Origin of the sequence: Nocardioides sp. GY 10127 (genome assembly GCF_004919085.1) — a bacterium.
Classification (GTDB): Bacteria; Actinomycetota; Actinomycetes; order Propionibacteriales; family Nocardioidaceae; genus Nocardioides.
In genome coordinates, this window is sequence record NZ_STGL01000003.1 from 42,789 (window position 1) to 58,858 (window position 16,070).

General features: G+C 73.9%; 16 protein-coding genes. 5 read left to right on the forward strand and 11 right to left on the reverse strand.

From position 1 onward, the window contains the following. Window positions 1–66: 66 nt before the first annotated feature. From E8D37_RS03935 to E8D37_RS03965, 7 genes are all read right to left on the reverse strand, one after another. Window positions 67–1,365 carry a class I SAM-dependent methyltransferase gene (locus tag E8D37_RS03935; protein ID WP_240770177.1) on the reverse strand — a complete coding sequence of 433 codons (1,299 nt, stop codon included), beginning with the start codon at window positions 1,363–1,365 and terminating at the stop codon, window positions 67–69. Next, entirely contained in the window at window positions 1,362–2,735 is a 1,374-nt protein-coding gene (locus E8D37_RS03940; protein ID WP_136568482.1) for an FAD-binding oxidoreductase, read from the reverse strand. Before E8D37_RS03940 ends, E8D37_RS03935 begins: the two co-directional genes overlap by 4 nt. Before the next feature lie 159 nt (window positions 2,736–2,894). After that, the gene (locus tag E8D37_RS03945) at window positions 2,895–4,580 is read right to left on the reverse strand and encodes an APC family permease (RefSeq protein WP_136568483.1); all 1,686 of its coding nucleotides are present in this window, start codon (window positions 4,578–4,580) and stop codon (window positions 2,895–2,897) included. A 113-nt stretch (window positions 4,581–4,693) separates the two neighbouring features. After that, a complete protein-coding gene (locus E8D37_RS03950) occupies window positions 4,694–5,059 on the reverse strand; it encodes a cytidine deaminase (protein ID WP_136568484.1) in 366 nt (121 codons plus the stop codon). Next, the gene (locus E8D37_RS03955; RefSeq protein ID WP_136568485.1) at window positions 5,052–6,344 is read right to left on the reverse strand and encodes a hemolysin family protein; all 1,293 of its coding nucleotides are present in this window, start codon (window positions 6,342–6,344) and stop codon (window positions 5,052–5,054) included. The genes E8D37_RS03950 and E8D37_RS03955 overlap by 8 nt, the downstream gene beginning before the upstream one ends. A gap of 10 nt (window positions 6,345–6,354) precedes the next feature. Further along, a complete protein-coding gene (ybeY, locus tag E8D37_RS03960; protein ID WP_136568486.1) occupies window positions 6,355–6,816 on the reverse strand; it encodes an rRNA maturation RNase YbeY in 462 nt (153 codons plus the stop codon). Beyond that, window positions 6,813–7,778 (reverse strand): PhoH family protein, encoded by a 966-nt coding sequence (locus E8D37_RS03965; RefSeq protein ID WP_240770237.1) that lies wholly within the window; start codon window positions 7,776–7,778, stop codon window positions 6,813–6,815. The genes ybeY and E8D37_RS03965 overlap by 4 nt, the downstream gene beginning before the upstream one ends. 365 nt (window positions 7,779–8,143) lie before the next feature. On the opposite strand from E8D37_RS03965, the gene E8D37_RS03970 reads away from it, so the two are divergent. Further along, on the forward strand, window positions 8,144–8,425 hold the full coding sequence (locus E8D37_RS03970) for a hypothetical protein (RefSeq protein ID WP_136568488.1): 282 nt from the start codon (window positions 8,144–8,146) through the stop codon (window positions 8,423–8,425). A gap of 54 nt (window positions 8,426–8,479) precedes the next feature. On the opposite strand, the gene E8D37_RS20230 is transcribed toward E8D37_RS03970, so the two are convergent. After that, on the reverse strand, window positions 8,480–8,818 hold the full coding sequence (locus E8D37_RS20230) for an HIT domain-containing protein (RefSeq protein ID WP_240770178.1): 339 nt from the start codon (window positions 8,816–8,818) through the stop codon (window positions 8,480–8,482). Between the two features lie 166 nt (window positions 8,819–8,984). On the opposite strand from E8D37_RS20230, the gene E8D37_RS03980 reads away from it, so the two are divergent. Next, window positions 8,985–10,007 (forward strand): Gmad2 immunoglobulin-like domain-containing protein, encoded by a 1,023-nt coding sequence (locus E8D37_RS03980; protein ID WP_240770179.1) that lies wholly within the window; start codon window positions 8,985–8,987, stop codon window positions 10,005–10,007. Window positions 10,008–10,035: 28 nt separating this feature from the next. Here the strand turns inward: E8D37_RS03980 and E8D37_RS03985 are convergent, their stop codons facing one another. The 3 genes from E8D37_RS03985 to hrcA form a co-directional block, all read right to left on the reverse strand. Next, a complete protein-coding gene (locus E8D37_RS03985; protein WP_136568491.1) occupies window positions 10,036–10,779 on the reverse strand; it encodes a 16S rRNA (uracil(1498)-N(3))-methyltransferase in 744 nt (247 codons plus the stop codon). Window positions 10,780–10,819: 40 nt separating this feature from the next. Then, the gene (dnaJ, locus tag E8D37_RS03990; protein WP_136568492.1) at window positions 10,820–12,001 is read right to left on the reverse strand and encodes a molecular chaperone DnaJ; all 1,182 of its coding nucleotides are present in this window, start codon (window positions 11,999–12,001) and stop codon (window positions 10,820–10,822) included. Window positions 12,002–12,080: 79 nt separating this feature from the next. After that, window positions 12,081–13,136, reverse strand: coding sequence for a heat-inducible transcriptional repressor HrcA (gene hrcA / locus E8D37_RS03995; protein WP_136569017.1), 1,056 nt, complete (start codon window positions 13,134–13,136; stop codon window positions 12,081–12,083). Between the two features lie 278 nt (window positions 13,137–13,414). Between hrcA and E8D37_RS04000 the strand changes: the two genes are divergently transcribed. The 3 genes from E8D37_RS04000 to E8D37_RS04010 all read left to right on the forward strand — a co-directional run bounded on the left by E8D37_RS04000 (window position 13,415) and on the right by E8D37_RS04010 (window position 15,998). Continuing rightward, window positions 13,415–14,125: a DUF2470 domain-containing protein gene (locus E8D37_RS04000; protein ID WP_136568493.1), complete on the forward strand. Its 711-nt coding sequence runs from the start codon at window positions 13,415–13,417 to the stop codon at window positions 14,123–14,125. Between the two features lie 66 nt (window positions 14,126–14,191). Continuing rightward, a complete protein-coding gene (locus E8D37_RS04005) occupies window positions 14,192–15,094 on the forward strand; it encodes an MBL fold metallo-hydrolase (protein ID WP_136568494.1) in 903 nt (300 codons plus the stop codon). 58 nt (window positions 15,095–15,152) lie between these two features. Further along, complete coding sequence (locus tag E8D37_RS04010; protein ID WP_136568495.1) at window positions 15,153–15,998, forward strand: DUF3097 domain-containing protein; 846 nt, start codon at window positions 15,153–15,155, stop codon at window positions 15,996–15,998. Window positions 15,999–16,070 lie beyond the last annotated feature (72 nt).

The following is a 16,070-nucleotide window of genomic DNA, read 5'->3' on the forward strand; positions in this document are numbered from 1 at the left end:
GGCTACTCACCGCGTGCGGTGGGACCCGAATCCCCTCGCCGCGCACGTCCGCGCCCACCCGTGGACTCACCAGGTGGGACGCAGCCCGAACCCGTCGTCGCCGTCCTCGGTGGTGCGCGTCGCGAGGACCTGGTGCAGCTGGATCTCGTTGCGCTCGAAGGCCAGCCGCGAGCCGGCCATGTACAGGCCCCACACGCGGGCGGTGCCGAGGCCGACCTCGGCCACGCAGGCGTCCCAGTTCTCGACGAGGTTGCGGTTCCAGTCGCGCAGCGTCATCGCGTAGTGCTTGCGCAGGTTCTCCTCGTGCACGACCTCGAGGTCGCAGTCCTGCGCGGCGGCGATGATCGTGCCGGAGCCGGTGAGCTCGCCGTCCGGGAAGACGTAGCGGTCGATGAACTGGCCCGTGGACGTGGGCTTGTTGTGCGGCCGGGTGATCTGGTGGTTCAGCAGGCGACCGCCCGGGCGCAGCCGGGAGCGCAGGAACGAGAAGTAGGCGGGGTACTGCTTCACGCCGATGTGCTCCAGCAGGCCGATCGAGCTCACCGCGTCGAAGCCGTCCTCCAGGACGTCGCGGTAGTCGCTGTGCCGCACCTCGGCGAGGTCGCCCAGGCCCTCGGCGTCGATGGCGGCCTTGGCCCAGGACGCCTGCTCGCGGCTGAGCGTCACGCCCAGCGCCTTCACGCCGTAGTGCTTGGCGGCGTGCCGGACCATCCCGCCCCAGCCGCACCCGACGTCCAGCAGCCGCTGACCGGGCTGGAGACCGAGCTTGCGGCAGACCAGGTCGAACTTCTCCTCCTGGGCCTGCTCGAGCGTGGAGTCCAGCTCCGGGTAGACCGCGCAGGTGTAGGCCATCGAGGGCCCGAGGACGTGCTCGTAGAACGTGTTGGACACGTCGTAGTGGTGGTGGATCGCCTCGGCGTCACGGCCGAGCGAGTGGCGGACGCCCTCCACGACCCGGCGCCAGCGCGGCAGCGCCTCCTGCGGCGGGGGCGGAGGCGGGGTGAGCGCCTTGAGCCCGACCGTCGAGGCGAGGCCCTTCACCAGGGCGATCGCGTCGGACGGGGACGGGATGCGGAACTTCGTGTGGTTCATCAGCAGGGCGAGCGCCTCGTACGGGTCGCCCTCGTGGACGCCATGGATCTTCAGCTCGCCCGACACGTAGGCCCGGGCGAAGCCCAGGTCCCCCGGCGCACCCACGACGTAGGCCAGGCCGCGCTCGCTCATCAGCTCCAGCGTGACGGGCGCGTCGGCCGGGCCGGCCGAGGAGCCGTCGAAGACCTCCAGGCGCACCGGCATGCCGTCGCGCATGAGGGACGCCACCGCCCCGCCGATCGTGAAGCCCTGCTGCTGGGAGCTCGCGGTCACTGCTGTCGCACCACCTTGTCGTAGAGAGAGGTCAGTCGGTCGTCCGGGTCGTGCTCGGCCTTCACCCGGGCGAGCCCGGGGCCGTCGTAGAGCCGGTCGAAGGTCTCGCGGTCGTAGAAGGCCTCGGAGTAGAGCGACTTGTGGCCGCCCAGCTCGTGCACCTCCTCCTCGATCGCGCGGTTCGTGGGCCCCTGGGGGGCGTCGGGGCCGACGGGGACGGTGCCCCAGAAGCCGATGTTCACGTAGGTCTCGCCGGGCTCCAGCGGGTAGGTGGGCCAGCGGCCCCCCGAGGAGGTCCCGCGCGCGACGAGCGGACACAGCCACACCGGGCGCATCCCGACCGCGCGGTCGAACCAGGACAGGAAGTCGGCGAGCCGCTCGACCGGCACCTCGACGTCCTGCACCACCCGCTCGCGCTGGGGCCGACCGGCGCGCGCGTCGAGCCGCTCGACCAGCCGGTAGCGCTCGTCCAGCCCGACCAGCTTGTGGTAGACGTCCGAGCGGCGCCAGCGGCGCGGCCAGAGCCGACGCACCAGCGGGTTCTGGACGCCGAACGCCGCCGAGCACCAGAACCAGTCGGTGTCCCAGCGCCACAGGTAGTCGTTCATGGTGAGGACGTCGGTGGCCCGCTCCTGGAGCGAGCGGTAGTACACCTTCTCGCCCGTGTAGTCGCTCGGCGGGGCGTCGGGGTACTCCGCCCACGTGGCCAGCGTCAGGTAGTGCTCACCGGGACGGAAGGAGACGCCGTCCATGCCGTCGACGCTGATCCCCTCGTGCTCGCCGGTGCGCACGACCTCCGCGATCGTCTCCGCGAGCGCGGCGGCGTCGGTGAAGGGCACGTGGCGCAGGCTGACGTAGCCGGGGACGCGCTCGAGCTCGATGCGCAGGCGCACCGCGTAGCCGAGCGACCCGTATGAGTTGGGGAACGCGTCGAACAGGGCGTCACCGGGCTTGCAGGTGACGACGGCGCCGGAGCCGGTGAACACGTCCATCTCCAGGACGGCCTCGTGCGGCAGGCCCGAGCGGAAGCTCGTGGACTCGATGCCGAGGCCCGTGACCGCGCCACCGAGCGTGATGGTCCGCAGCTGGGGGACGACGGTGGGGATGAGCCCGTGCGGCAGGGTCGCCTCGACCAGCCGCTCGTAGGTGCACATGCCCTGGACCTCGGCCGTCGCCGCGACCGGGTCGATCTCGATGACGCCGTCCAGGCCCGTCACGTCCAGGCCGGCGGTGACCCCCGCGCGCGGGCGGAAGAGGTTCGAGGTGCGCTTGGCGAGCCGGACCGGCGCGCCCGCAGGCAGCGCCGCGTAGGAGGCCTGCAGCCTCTCCACCGCGTGCTGGTGCTCGGTCCATCCCCTCGGCAGGCTCACCGGGCCAACCTACGCCGGTGCCGCACGCCGTCGACCCCCACCCGGGACGTGACGTGGCACCCAGTTCCGTGCCTCACACCGCGCCCCGCGGGCACGCGCCGCGCGGGGCGGGCCGACGCCCGCCCCGCGCACGAGTGGTCTCTTCTGGCCCGCACGGGCTCACACGGCACCGCCGACCTCCGTCTCCTCGGCGTCGGCCTCCGCGAGCACCTCCTCGACGTAGGCCCGGGCCCGGTCGTCGGGCAGGCGCATCCGGTAGGCCATCACGTAGACGACCGCGGAGAGCGCGCCGATGAGGAGGAAGGACGTGACGAAGCCGAGCTTCATCAGGTTGCCGGTCGCGGGCTCGGGGTAGCTGCCGAGGAACGAGATCACCGTGAGCCCGACCAGCCACGGGACGACCCAGAGACCGCTGCGCGCGTCCAGGTTCTTGCCCTTGAGCTGACCGACTGCCGCGAAGACCGCGAGCAGGACGAAGCCGATCAGCACGGCGATCATCAGCTTCCACACCGTCGTCCAGCCGCTCCAGTAGACGATCAGGTTGGAGCCCCAGAAGGCCAGGAACGGGATGACGTGGCCGCCGGGCAGGCGGAACGGGCGCTCGGCGTCCGGCACCTGCTTGCGCAGGGCCGCCAGCACCAGCGGGCCCGAGGCGAAGGACAGGACGGTCGCCGAGGTGATGAAGCCGACCAGCTGCTGCCACGACGGGAACGGGAGCAGCGCGACGAGGCCCACGACGAAGGCGATGAGCAGACCGATCATCGGCACGCCGCGGGAGTTCGTCCGGCCGAGGGCCGACGGGGCGTTGCCGTTCTTGGCCATCGCGTAGGTGATGCGCGCGGTGACGGTGGTGTAGATCAGGCCGGTGTCACCGGGCGAGATGATCGCGTCGGCGTACAGGACGACGGCCAGCCAGGTGAGGCCGAGGGCGGTCGCGACCGCGGCGAGCGGGCCGAAGTCGTTGGCGAAGGACAGGCTGGCCCAGGAGCCGGAGTCCGCGAGCGTGCTCGGGTCGAGCGAACCGATGAACGCGACCTGCAGGGCGACGTAGATGACCGCGGTGATGAGGACCGAGCCGATGACGGCGAGCGGCACGTTGCGCCGGGGGTTGTCGGTCTCGCCGGCCAGCTCGATGCCCTGGCGGAAGCCGAGGTAGGAGAAGACGATGCCGCTGGTGGCCACCGCGGTGAACACGCCGTGCCAGCCGCTCGGCTTGAACCCGTGGGAGGTGAAGTTGTCGCCGTGGAAGGCGGTGACGAGGAACGCCACGATCACCAGCAGGATGACGACGAGCTTCCAGCCGACGAGCACGTTGTTGATGCGGGCGAACCAGCGCACGCCGACGGCGTTGACGACCACGAACACGCCCATCAGCACCACCGCGGCGGCGTAGCCGAGGGCCGTCAGCGTGTAGACGGTCGAGCCGTTGACGGTGTTCTCGCTGGTGAACGGGGCGTACCGGGTGCCGTACTGGAGCGCCGCCGCGACCTCGATGGGTGCGGTCGTCGAGACGGCCACCCACGTGATCCACCCGGAGGCGAAGCTGGCGAGGTTGCCGAAGCTCATGTGTGGGAAGCGGACCACTCCGCCGGAGAGCGGGTACATCGTGCCCAGCTCGGCGTAGACGAGGGCGAGCAGCAGGATGAGGAGACCGCCGAGCAGCCAGCTGACGATGGCGGCGGGGCCGGCGGTCTGGGCGGCATTCAGGGCACCGAACAGCCAGCCGGAGCCGATGATCGAGCCCACGCTGGCGAACAGCAGGCCGACCACGCCGACGTGACGCTTGAGGCCCGGGTTCTCGGACGGCGCCGGCGTGGCGGCGCGGGGGGAGGTGTCTGTGGCCATGTCCGCATGGTTGACGCCCGCAACTGCCGAGAAACTCACCCCTTCGGTGGTGTGGATCACCGTGGCCGCGTGGCAGGGGCCACGCGGTCGGACCCGCACCCGGGGAGGCGCGCTCAGCTGAGGAAGGTGGCGCCCAGCGTGCCGCGCGCGTCGCCGTGGTGGACGGGGACGCCGGCGCCGGCGAACTCCGCGACCGCGGCCAGGTCGGCCTCCGCGACGTCCTCGCCGCCGAGGACGACGACGGCCTCGAGCCCGGCGGAGCCGGACGCCACGGCCATCGCGACGCAGACGCCGACGGCCGAGACCGCCAGGGACGGCAGCGCGACGGTGGCGGCGGCGTAGGTGCGGCCGTCGGAGTCGCGGACGGCCGCGCCCTGCGCGGCCTGCGTCCGGGCGCGGGTCGCGCGCGCCAGCGTCACCAGCTTCTTGTCCTCGGCCTCCAGCGTCGCCGGCGGCTCCTGCCGGGTGCGCTCACTCATCCTCGTCGTCCTCCTCGTCGTCGGGCCCGAGGACGGTGATGAGCACCGTCCCGAGCTTGTTGCGTCGTCCCGCCGTCTCCTCCGCGAGGAAGCGCAGCCCGTGCGCCTGCACGTGGGAGCCGGGGATGGGCACCAGGCCCAGGTGCTTGGCCATGAGGCCGCCGACAGAGTCGACGTCCTCCTCCTCGACGGGCACGCCGAGCAGCTCCTCCAGGTCGTCGACCGGGTACCGGCTCGGCACCCGGACGACACCCTCGCCGAGGGCCTGCACGGCCTCCTCCTCGGCGTCGTACTCGTCGGTGATCTCCCCGACGATCTCCTCGAGGATGTCCTCGATCGTCACCAGGCCCGCCGTGCCGCCGTACTCGTCGACCACCACGGCCACGTGCTGGCGACGCGCCTGCATCTCCTTGAGCAGGTCGTCGACCGGCTTGGAGTCCGGCACGAAGTACGGGGCCCGCATGACCTCCTCGACCCGCTGCGTCAGCTCGACGTCCGGGGCCTCGAAGTCGCGGCGGACGACGTCCTTGAGGTAGGCGACGCCGACCACGTGGTCGAGGTTGTCGTCGATCACCGGGAGCCGGGAGAAGCCGCTGCGCAGGCAGAGCGACAGCGTCTGGCGCAGGTTCTTGTAGCGCTCGACGTAGACGACGTCGTTGCGCGGCACCATCACCTCGCGCACCATCGTGTCACCCAGCTCGAAGACGGAGTGGATCATCCGTCGTTCCTCGGACTCGATCACCGAGGACGCCTCCGCCAGGTCGACCAGCTCGCGCAGCTCGGTCTCCGTCGAGAACGGTCCCTGGCGGAACCCCCGGCCCGGGGTGAGGCCGTTGCCGACCGCGATCAGCAGGGCCGGGAGCGGCCCGAGCACGCGGGTGAGGAAGGTGACCGGGCCGGCCGAGAGCAGGGCGACCGTCTCGGAGTGCTGGCGTCCGACCGTGCGGGGGGCCACCCCGACGAAGACGAACGAGACCACGACCATGATGCCGATCGCGGTCAGCACGCTGGCCCACCACGACCCGGCGTACAGCGCGTCCACCTGGAGCGCGACGAGCACGATGGCCGAGACCTCGCACAGCATCCGCAGCAGGAGCGCGGTGTTGAGGTAGCGGGCCGGGTCGTCGAGCATCCGCACCAGCAGCCGGGCGCCGGCCCGCTCCTCGTCGGCGAGCTCCTCCGCGCGGGCGCGGCTGAACGACGAGAGGGCGGCGTCGGCGGCGGAGAAGACGCCCGCGAGCAGGACGAGCACGGCCGCCGTCACCAGCAGCCACACGTGGCTCATGGGGGTGGGTTCACCCCTCCTGGGGCCGCGTGCGCCAGCGGCCCAGCAGCTGGTCCTGGAGCCCGAACATCACCTTGTGCTCCTCGGGCTCCGCGTGGTCGTAGCCGAGGAGGTGGAGGATGCCGTGGGTCGTGAGCAGCTCGATCTCGGCCAGCGTCCCGTGCCCGGCGGTCTCGCCCTGGCGCTCGGCGACGACCGGGCACAGCACCAGGTCGCCGAGCACGCCCTCCTCGGGCTCCTCGTCGGCCAGGCCGGGCCGCAGCTCGTCCATGGGGAAGGCGAGGACGTCGGTCGGCCCCTCCTTCTCCATCCACTGCTCGTTCAGCTCGGCGATGGTCGGCTCGTCCACGGCGCGGATGCAGAGCTCCGCCTCCGGGTGGACGCGCATGGCGTCCATGACGAAGCGGGCCAGCCGGGCCAGGTGGGTGACGTCCAGGCCCTGGCCTGACTCGTCGAGGACCTCGATGCTCATCGCGACCCTCCGGTGCGCTCGGGGCGGTGTGCGGCCTCGCGGCGCTGCTCGGCGCGCGCGTCGAAGGCGTCGTAGGCGGCCACGATCTTGCCCACGAGCCGGTGGCGGACGACGTCCTGGCTGGTGAGGCGGTGGAAGCCGATGTCCTCCACGCCGTCCAGGATGTCCTCGACCACCCGGAGCCCGGAGCGCTGGCTGCCGGGCAGGTCGGTCTGGGTGACGTCGCCGGTGACGACGATCTTGGAGCCGAACCCGAGCCGGGTCAGGAACATCTTCATCTGCTCCGGCGTCGTGTTCTGCGCCTCGTCGAGGATGATGAAGGAGTCGTTGAGCGTGCGGCCGCGCATGTAGGCCAGCGGCGCCACCTCGATGGTGCCGGCGGCCAGCAGCTTCGGGATGGACTCGGGGTCGACCATGTCGTGCAGCGCGTCGTAGAGCGGACGCAGGTAGGGGTCGATCTTCTCGCTCAGAGTGCCGGGCAGGAACCCCAGCTTCTCCCCCGCCTCCACCGCGGGCCGCGTGAGGATGATCCGGTTGACCTCCTTGGCGTGCAGCGCCTGCACGGCCTTGGCCATGGCCAGGTAGGTCTTGCCGGTGCCCGCAGGGCCGATGCCGAACGTGATGGTGTGGGTGTCGATGGAGTCGACGTACTTCTTCTGGTTCAGCGTCTTCGGCCGGATCGAGCGACCGCGGCTGGAGAGGATGTTGAGGCTGAGGACGTCGGCGGGCCGCTCGGTCGTCTCGGCCCGCAGCATCGCGACCGCCCGCTCGACGGTCTCGCCCGTCACTCCCTGGCCGGTGCGGATGATCGTCACCAGCTCGTCCAGCAGGCGCTCGGCCAGTGCCACCTCGCCCGGCTCGCCCTCGAGGGTGATGCGGTTGCCGCGCACGTGGAGGTCGGCGTCGAACGACTTCTCCAGGATGCCCAGGTGCTCGTCCCCGGGCCCCAGCAGGCTGACCATGTCGATGCTGTTCGGGACGGTGACGGTGTGCCGGGTCGTGGTGCCCGCGCGCTCGCTGCGGGCGTCGCTGCGGGCGTCACTGCCGGGGGCGTCGGTGCGGGTCTCGGGAGGAGTCATGGATGCCCCGCGTCGGGGCGCCTTTCGTCTGGTGTGCGGGTCTGGCCCCGGGTGCAACGCACCGGGGCCGCGATGCCTTCCATGCTACGGCGACGGGTCACGGCCGGGCACAGCGGTTTCCACCCCTGGGGGGTCAGGACGAGGTCAGGGCGGGGGCACGGCTGCCGGTGGGGGGGGGACGCGGGCGGGACGCGGGCGGGACGCGGGCGCGGCACGCGGATGCAACGTCGGCGCCCTACCGTGGGCCCATGCCTCCCGGGAGCGACGTGCGCGACTGGCTCGAGGAGGACCCGGACGACGACGACACCGAGCCGTCCTGGTTCCCCGGCCACGGCCTGCCCGAGCACGCCCGGCAGCAGGGCCTGACGCACCACACGCAGGAGGGCGCCCTCCTGGACTTCGCGGGGCGGTTGGACCCGGCCAAGCCGTTCCACCGGGCCGTGGCGTGGGTGCTGCTCGCGGTGTTCTGCTTCCCGGTGCTCGTCTCGCTGGTCCGCGTCGTGGCCGCGCTCGCCTTCCCGTACCGCTGAGCCCCTCACGCCGACCATGCACGCCGCGTCCGGGCGCAGGGCCCGCGCCGCGGCTCAGCCGGGCGGCCAGCCGAGGTCGCGACCGGCCAGCACGTGCAGGTGCGTGTGGAAGACGGTCTGCCCCGCCCCGGCGCCCGTGTTGAAGACCAGCCGGTAGTCGTCGGGGTACCCGGCAGCGGTCGCCACGGCGGCGGCCGTGCTCACGAGCTCGGCCAGCGTCGCGGGCTCGCCCGCAGCGAGCTCGGCCGCATTAGCGAAGTGCGTGCGGGGCACCACGAGCGCGTGCAGCGGGGCCTGGGGGCTGATGTCGCTGAAGGCGACGGTGTGCTCGGTGACGTGCAGCGTCGTCGCCGGGACGTCGCCGGCCACGATCGCGCAGAAGAGGCAGTCCACCCGCCCATCCTGGCACGGCGAGGACGCGGGGCCCCGCCGTGGAGCGCCACCGGTGAGCGACGCCGTGCACCCGGCACGCAACCGATCCCGGCCGACGCGCGTCCCACCTGCACTCCCCCGGCGCGTCCTGCCCGTGCGGCGGTCCGGCTGCGGGGAGTCTTGACCGGTGAGCACAGACGGAGGCACCCCCATGACGAGCAGCGACGAGTCCCCCCGCGGGCACCGCCCCGACGAGCGCCCCCGCGGCGTCCGGCGCGGCCTCGCCGTCCTCGCGCTCGGCGGCCTCGCCGTGTCGGGCTTCGCCGCCTGCGTGGACGACTCCTCGACCACCGCCACCGACACCGCCACCACCGCGGCCGCCGCCACCACGTCCGCGGACGCGGCCACGAGCGGGAGCGCCTCCGCGACCCCGACCACCGGGTCGACCACGGCCGCCGCTGAGGCGAGCAAGGCCTCCGACAGCGCGGCCGGGGAGACCAGCGCCGCCGCCGTCTACTGGGTGGGCTCCACCCCGCAGGGCGACCGGCTCTACCGCGAGTTCGAGTCCGTGACCGGAGAGCCGGCGGCCGCGGCCGTCCAGGAGCTGCTGACCGGCACCCCGGCCGACCCGGACTACCGCTCCCCCTTCGACGCCGGCACGGTCTCCGGCGTCAGCGACGACGGCTCCACCATCACGGTGACCCTGGCAGACGACGCGCTGTCGGCCCGCCCGTCCGGCACGTCGGCGAAGGCGGCGAGGCTCGCCGTCCAGGCTGTCGTCTACACCGTGCAGGGGGCTCTCCAGGAGCGGCTCCCGGTGGTCGTGCAGGACGGCTCGGGCGCGACCACGCTCTACGGGGTCGACACCGCGGGCGGCGTGAGCGAGGGCGCCCAGGCGAGCACGCTGGCGCTGGTCAACCTCACCACGCCCAGCGAGGGGGCCACCCTGAGCGGCACCACCCTCTCGCTCACCGGCGTGGCCAACGCCTACGAGGCCACGGTCCCGTGGGCGATCACCGACGCGGACGGGGACACCGTGCTCGACGGCTTCGTCACCGCCGACGGCTGGGGCGACAAGCTCTACCCGTTCAGCAAGGACCTGGACGTCTCCTCGCTGCCGGCCGGGACCTACACGGTCGAGGTCGCCAGCAACGGCGGCGAGGGCGAGACGGCCCCGACCACCGACACCCGGACCTTCACGATCGGCTGACGCACGACACCCGCGCGCGCCGGGCCGGTCAGCCGCCCCAGCGCGCGGTGCGCGCGAGGAGCGCCGCGCAGGCGGCCAGGCCCGCGGTCGACGTCCGGAGCACCTCGCTGCCCAGCAGGACGGCGCGGGCGCCCGCGGCCTCGAGCGCAGCGACCTCGGAGGCGGTGAGGCCCCCCTCCGGGCCCACGACGACGGCGATGCTGCCCGACTCCGGCACAGGCACGGATGCGAGCGGCTGCGTGGCCTCCTCGTGCAGCACCAGCACCAGGTCGTGCTCCGCCACGAGGGCGAGGACGTCGGCGGTGCTCGCCAGGGTGTCGACCACCGGGTGCCAGGGCCGGCGCGCCTGCTTGGCCGCCTCGCGGGCGGTCGCCGCCCACTTGGCGTGCGACTTGACCGCCCGCTCCCCCTTCCACACCGCCACGCAGCGCTCGGCCGCCCAGGGCACGACCCGGGCGACCCCGACCTCGGTGAGCACCTCGACGGCGAGCTCCCCGCGGTCGCCCTTGGGCAGGGCCTGGACGACGGTGAGCGAGGGGCTCGGCTCCGGGTGGTCGCGCAGCTCCTCCACCGTCACGCTGAAGGCGCGCTTGCCCGTGCTGGCGACCGGCCCGGTCGCCGTGCGGCCACGCCCGTCGGTGAGCACGACGCGCTCGCCCACGGCCAGGCGGCGCACGGCGACGGCGTGGTGCGCCTCGTCCCCCTCGACCGCGACGACGGAGCCGACGCCCTCGTCGGCGAGGCTCGGGACCAGGTGCACGGGCAGGCTCACGGTCGTCCTCGCTCGGTCTCGGGTGGGCGGTGCAGGGGGCTCAGTGGCTGTTGAACGCGTCGCGCAGGCGCCCGAACACGGACCCCTTCGCGCCGGGCTTCACGGTGCCGGACGGCGCCTCCTCGCCGCGCAGGGCGGCGAGCTCGCGGAGGAGCTCCTCCTGCCTGGCGTCGAGCTTGGTCGGCGTGTCCACCGCGATGGTCACGACGAGGTCGCCGCGGCCGCCGCGCAGGCCCGGGACGCCGCGCCCGCGCAGCACCTGCTGGGTGCCGGACTGGGTGCCCGGCCGCACGTCGATCTCGACCTCGGTCTCCAGGTCGGTGACCGGCTCGCGGTCGTCCGGGACCACGTCCGCCTCGAGCGTCGGCAGCGTGATCGCGGTGCCCAGCGCGGCCGCCGTCATCGGGAGGCTCACCGTGCAGTGCAGGTCCGTGCCCTCGCGGGTGAACGTGGGGTGCGCGGCGACGTGGATCTCCACGTACAGGTCGCCCGCCGGGCCGCCGCCCGGGCCGACCTCGCCCTGCTCGCTGAGCTGGACCCGCGTCCCGGTGTCGACACCGGCGGGGATCTTGATCGTGAGCGTGCGACGCGAGCGCACGCGCCCGTCGCCGGCGCACTCGCGGCAGGGATCGGCGATGATCGTGCCGAAGCCGCGGCAGGCCGCGCAGGGGCGCAGGGTGCGGACCTCGCCGAGGAACGAGCGCTGCACGTGCGCGACCTCGCCGGCCCCGCGGCAGGTCTCGCAGGGCACCGGGTGCGTGCCCGGGGCCGCGCCCTCGCCGGAGCAGGTGCCGCAGAGGACGGCGGTGTCGACCGTGATCTCGCGGCGGGTGCCGAAGGCCGCCTCGGCGAGGCTGGCCTCGAGCCGGATGAGCGCGTCCTGCCCGCGGCGCATGCGCGGGCGCGGGCCGCGACCCTGGGCCTGCCCGGCGCCGCCGAAGAAGGCGTCCATGATGTCAGTGAAGGAGAACCCCTGGGCCCCGGCGCCGCCGAAGCCACCGCCGGAGGAGAACGGGTCCCCACCGCGGTCGTAGTGGGCGCGCTTGTCCGGGTCGGAGAGGACCTCGTAGGCCCGGCTGACCTCGCCGAACTTCTCCTTGGCCTCCGGGTCGGGGTTCACGTCCGGGTGGTACTTGCGCGCCATCCGCCGGTACGCCTTCTTGATGGCGTCCGAGTCGGCGTCGCGGGAGACCCCGAGGGTCTCGTACAGGTCCTGGGCCACGGTGTTCCTTCGTGTTCCTTCGCTGGGTGTGCGTGCAGTGCAGTGGTGCGGTGGTGCCCCGGCTGCCGGGGCGGGGGGGTCAGCTCTCGTCGAGGATGCGCGAGACGTAGCCCGCGACGGCCCGGACGGCGGCCATGGTGCTCGGGTAGTCCATCCGGGTCGGCCCCACGATGCCGAGCGAGGCCAGCGCCCCGCCGCCGGGGCCGTAGCCGGTGGACACGACGCTGGTGGAGGCGAGCTGCTCGTAGGGGCCCTCGGCGCCGATGCGCACGGTCACCAGACCGCCCGAGCCGGCCTCGCCGATGAGCTTGAGGAGGACGACGTGCTCCTCGAGCGCCTCCAGGAGCGGGCGGACGGCGGTGTCGAAGCTGTCCCCGAAGCGGGCCAGGTTCGCCGCGCCGCCCACGGCCACCCGCTGGTCGGAGCGCTCGTCGCTCATCGCCTCCAGCAGGACGTCGACGACGGCCGCCACGGTGCGCGGGTCCGCTCCCGGGACGACCGAGGGGGCGCCCGGGGGCAGCTCCTCGGGGTCGGGGGCGAGCTCGCCGAGCGCCGCCATCGCCTCGGCGATCCGCTGCCCGACGGCGGCGAGCAGCACCCGGCTGCGCAGGGCGGCGAGCGCGTCGTCGCCGAGCGGCACGGGGACCTCGACGATCCGCTGCTCGACCCGTCCGGAGGAGAGGATGAGGACCGCGAGCATGCGCTCGGGCCCGAGGACGACGAGCTCGACGTGGCGGACGGTCGACCCCGAGAGCGTGGGGTACTGGACGACGGCCACCTGCCGGGTCAGCTGGGAGAGCAGCCGCACGGAGCGCTGCACGACGTCGTCGATGTCCACCGCCCCGTCGAGGAAGGTGGTGATCGCCCGCCGCTCGGCCGAGCTGAGCGGCTTGACGGTGGTGAGCCGGTCGACGAAGAGCCGGTAGCCCTTGTCGGTGGGGATGCGGCCGGCGCTCGTGTGGGGCTGGGCGATGTAGCCCTCGTCCTCGAGCGCGGCCATGTCGTTGCGGACGGTGGCCGGGGAGACCCCGAGCCCGTGCCGCTCGACGAGCGCCTTGGAGCCGACCGGCTCCTCGGTGGCGACGTAGTCCTCGACGATGGCGCGCAGCACGGCGAGCCGTCGCTCCTCCTGGATCACCCGTGCCTCCCTCTCCTCGCCTGGCACTCCCGAACGTCGAGTGCCAAGACTACTAGCCGGGGCACGGGCGCGCTCCTCGCCCGCGCGGGCGGGGTGGGCGAGCACCTGGACGGGCCGGGGTGCCGGAGCGCGCGTGACGGACGTCCCTGGAAGACCGCCACACCGTCGGTTAGGCTGCACTAAGTTAGGCAAGCCTACCCATTGGACGACCCAGGTCGTCCCCCCGACAGCGCCGTCCCGGCCGCACCGTCGGGGCCACGACCCCGGAGGTCCCCATGACCGAGGCCCGCAGCACCGACCGCGCCGACGCCCGTGCCGCGCGTGCCGTCCTCGCCGCTCCCGCGAGCGCCGCCCTCCGGGTCCAGGCCACCGTCCCGGAGAGCGCCGGTCGGCCGGTCGACCTCGCCGGGGTCTCCCTCGTCGACGACGCGGGCCGCCCCTCCCTGGTCTGCCCCGCCGACCACCCGCTCGCCGAGGCCGCGGCCGCCGGCGTCCCCGTCCGCCTGTGGCTCGCCGGCGCGGAGCCCGGCGACGGTGCCGGCGACAGTGCCGGGCCCGGCTCCGCCCCGCGCCTGGACCTGCTGGGCACCCTGACCGCCGGCTCGGACCTGGGCTCGCTGGTCAGCCTGCGGCTGACGCTCGAGCAGGCCCTGCTCCACCGCGATTCCGGGACCACGAGCCTCGACCTCGCGACCTTCGCCGCGCCCGACCTCGGCCTGGACCCGGCGCTGCTGCGCCGCTGGTGCCAGCACGTGAACGAGGCGCACGGGGACGTCCTGCGTCCCGTGGCCGCGCGCGCGGCCGGCCGGCCGCTGGCACGGATCATCGCCGCCCGGCTCACCGACCTGGACGGCGAGGGCGTCACCCTGGGCTGGATCGACCACGGCGGCGCGCACCAGCGGCGGATCTCCTTCGTCCTGCCCGCGGAGTCGGCCGAGGACCTCGGCCCCCTGCTCCGCGACGCGCTGGGGCTGGCCCTGCACTGACGGCCCCCGTCCCCACCGCACCCGGGCTCCCACCCGGCTGCTGCGCCGGAGTCCTAGGGTGAGCCCGTGACCCCCGCCACCGCCGCCGCCCCGTTCACCGAGGTCGCCGATCGTGTCTGGGTCTCGCGCCGGGCGTGGTGGGACGTCAACGTCACCGTGGTGGCCGGGGAGCGCGGGCTCGTGGTGATCGACACGCACGCCTCGGTGGCCGCCGGCCGGGCCCTCGTGGACGACGTCCGCGACCTCGCCCGAGCGACCGGGACCGGCGACGTGGTCGCCGTCGTCGCGACGCACGCCCACTTCGACCACGTCCTCGGCACCCCGGCGCTGCGCGACGCGTGGGGCGCCGACCTGCCCGTCCACGCCCACGAGGGCTGTGTGGAGGAGCTCCGCGCCTGGGCCTCCGACCCGGGACCCGCGCCTGAGGCGGCGAGCCCCCAGGGGTGGACGACGACGCAGGCCGACGTCGACGCGCTCGTCCTGCCCGACCACGCGTTCTCGGCGGCGGGCTTCGTCGACCTGGGCGACCGCCTCGTCGAGCTGCTGCACCCCGGGCGCGGCCACACCGGCGGCGACCTCGTCGCGGTCGTCGCGGACGCGGACGTCGTGGTCGCCGGGGACCTCGTCGAGGAGTCCGGCCCGCCCGCGCTCGGTGCCGACAGCCACCCCCTCGAGTGGCCGCTCACGCTCGACGTCGTCCTCCCCCTGCTCGGCCGCGGGACGGTCGTGGTCCCCGGTCACGGCCTCCCCGTCGGGCGGGACTTCGTCGAGGAGCAGCGCGCCCAGCTGGGCATCCTGGCCGAGACCGTGCGCGACCTGGCCGGTCGCGGCGTCTCCGTGGAGGACGCCGTCCGGCACGAGGGGTGGGCCGGCAGCGAGCTGCCGTGGGCGCCCGAGGACCTGGGGGACGCCATCCGCCGGATCTACGAGCAGCTGCCCCGCAGCCAGAAGCGCCTGCCGCTGCTGTGAGCAGGACGCCTCGGCGTGCCTCGACGGGCCGCCGAGCCCGTCCACCTAGCCTGCTGCGGTGGCTGATCGATACGGCACCGACGTCCTCGCGGGCGACTGGAACGTCCCGAAGCGGGGACGGGCGACGGAGACGCCGGCCGCCCTCGGCGAGGTCGTCGAGGAGGTGACCACCGACTTCTGCGGCGAGATCGTGGAGATCGACCGCGACCTCCACGTGCTCACGCTGGAGGACCGGCGCGGCACCCGGCGCACGTTCCCGCTGGGCGCGGGCTTCCTCCTCGAGGGTCGGCCCGTCGTCCTCACTCCCCCGGTGACCCGCCCCGGGCCGGAGAAGAAGACCCGCACCGCGTCCGGGTCGGTGGCCGTGCACGGCGCCAAGGCCCGGGTCGCGCGCGCCAGCCGCATCCTCGTCGAGGGCCGGCACGACGCCGAGCTCGTCGAGAAGGTGTGGGGTGACGACCTGCGGATCGAGGGCGTGGTCGTCGAGTTCCTCGGCGGCGTCGACGACCTCGTGGAGCACCTGCGCGACGTCCGGCCCGGACCCGAGCGCAAGGTCGGGGTCCTCGTGGACCACCTCGTGCGCGGCTCGAAGGAGGCCCGGATCGCGGACGCCGTCGCGCGCTCGCCCATGGGCCCCCACGTGCTGGTGGTCGGTCACCCCTTCATCGACATCTGGCAGGCGGTGAAGCCGCAGCGGCTCGGGATCGGTGCCTGGCCGGACGTCCCCCGCGGCGAGGAGTGGAAGAAGGGGACGTGCCAGCGCCTCGGCTGGCCGCACCGCGGGCAGGCGGACATCGCCCGGGCGTGGAAGCACATCCTGGGCGGCGTCCGCGACTACCGCGACCTCGACCCCGCCCTGCTCGGCCGCGTCGAGGAGCTCATCGACTTCGTCACGGCACCCTGATCTCACGCCCGGAGCCACGCCTTGGCCCGCGCCCGGACCCGCGCCCTGGCCAGGGGCGGGACCAGGGCGATC

Excerpts from the sequence above, each read along its gene's own strand:
- E8D37_RS03955 (WP_136568485.1), bottom strand. The coding sequence starts at position 6,344 with ATGAGCCACGTGTGGCTGCTGGTGACGGCGGCCGTGCTCGTCCTGCTC.
- E8D37_RS03970 (WP_136568488.1), top strand. The coding sequence starts at position 8,144 with ATGCCTCCCGGGAGCGACGTGCGCGACTGGCTCGAGGAGGACCCGGAC.
- E8D37_RS03965 (WP_240770237.1), bottom strand. The coding sequence starts at position 7,778 with ATGGTCAGCCTGCTGGGGCCCGGGGACGAGCACCTGGGCATCCTGGAG.
- E8D37_RS03945 (WP_136568483.1), bottom strand. The coding sequence starts at position 4,580 with ATGGCCACAGACACCTCCCCCCGCGCCGCCACGCCGGCGCCGTCCGAG.
- E8D37_RS03950 (WP_136568484.1), bottom strand. The coding sequence starts at position 5,059 with ATGAGTGAGCGCACCCGGCAGGAGCCGCCGGCGACGCTGGAGGCCGAG.
- E8D37_RS04000 (WP_136568493.1), top strand. The coding sequence starts at position 13,415 with ATGACCGAGGCCCGCAGCACCGACCGCGCCGACGCCCGTGCCGCGCGT.
- ybeY (WP_136568486.1), bottom strand. The coding sequence starts at position 6,816 with ATGAGCATCGAGGTCCTCGACGAGTCAGGCCAGGGCCTGGACGTCACC.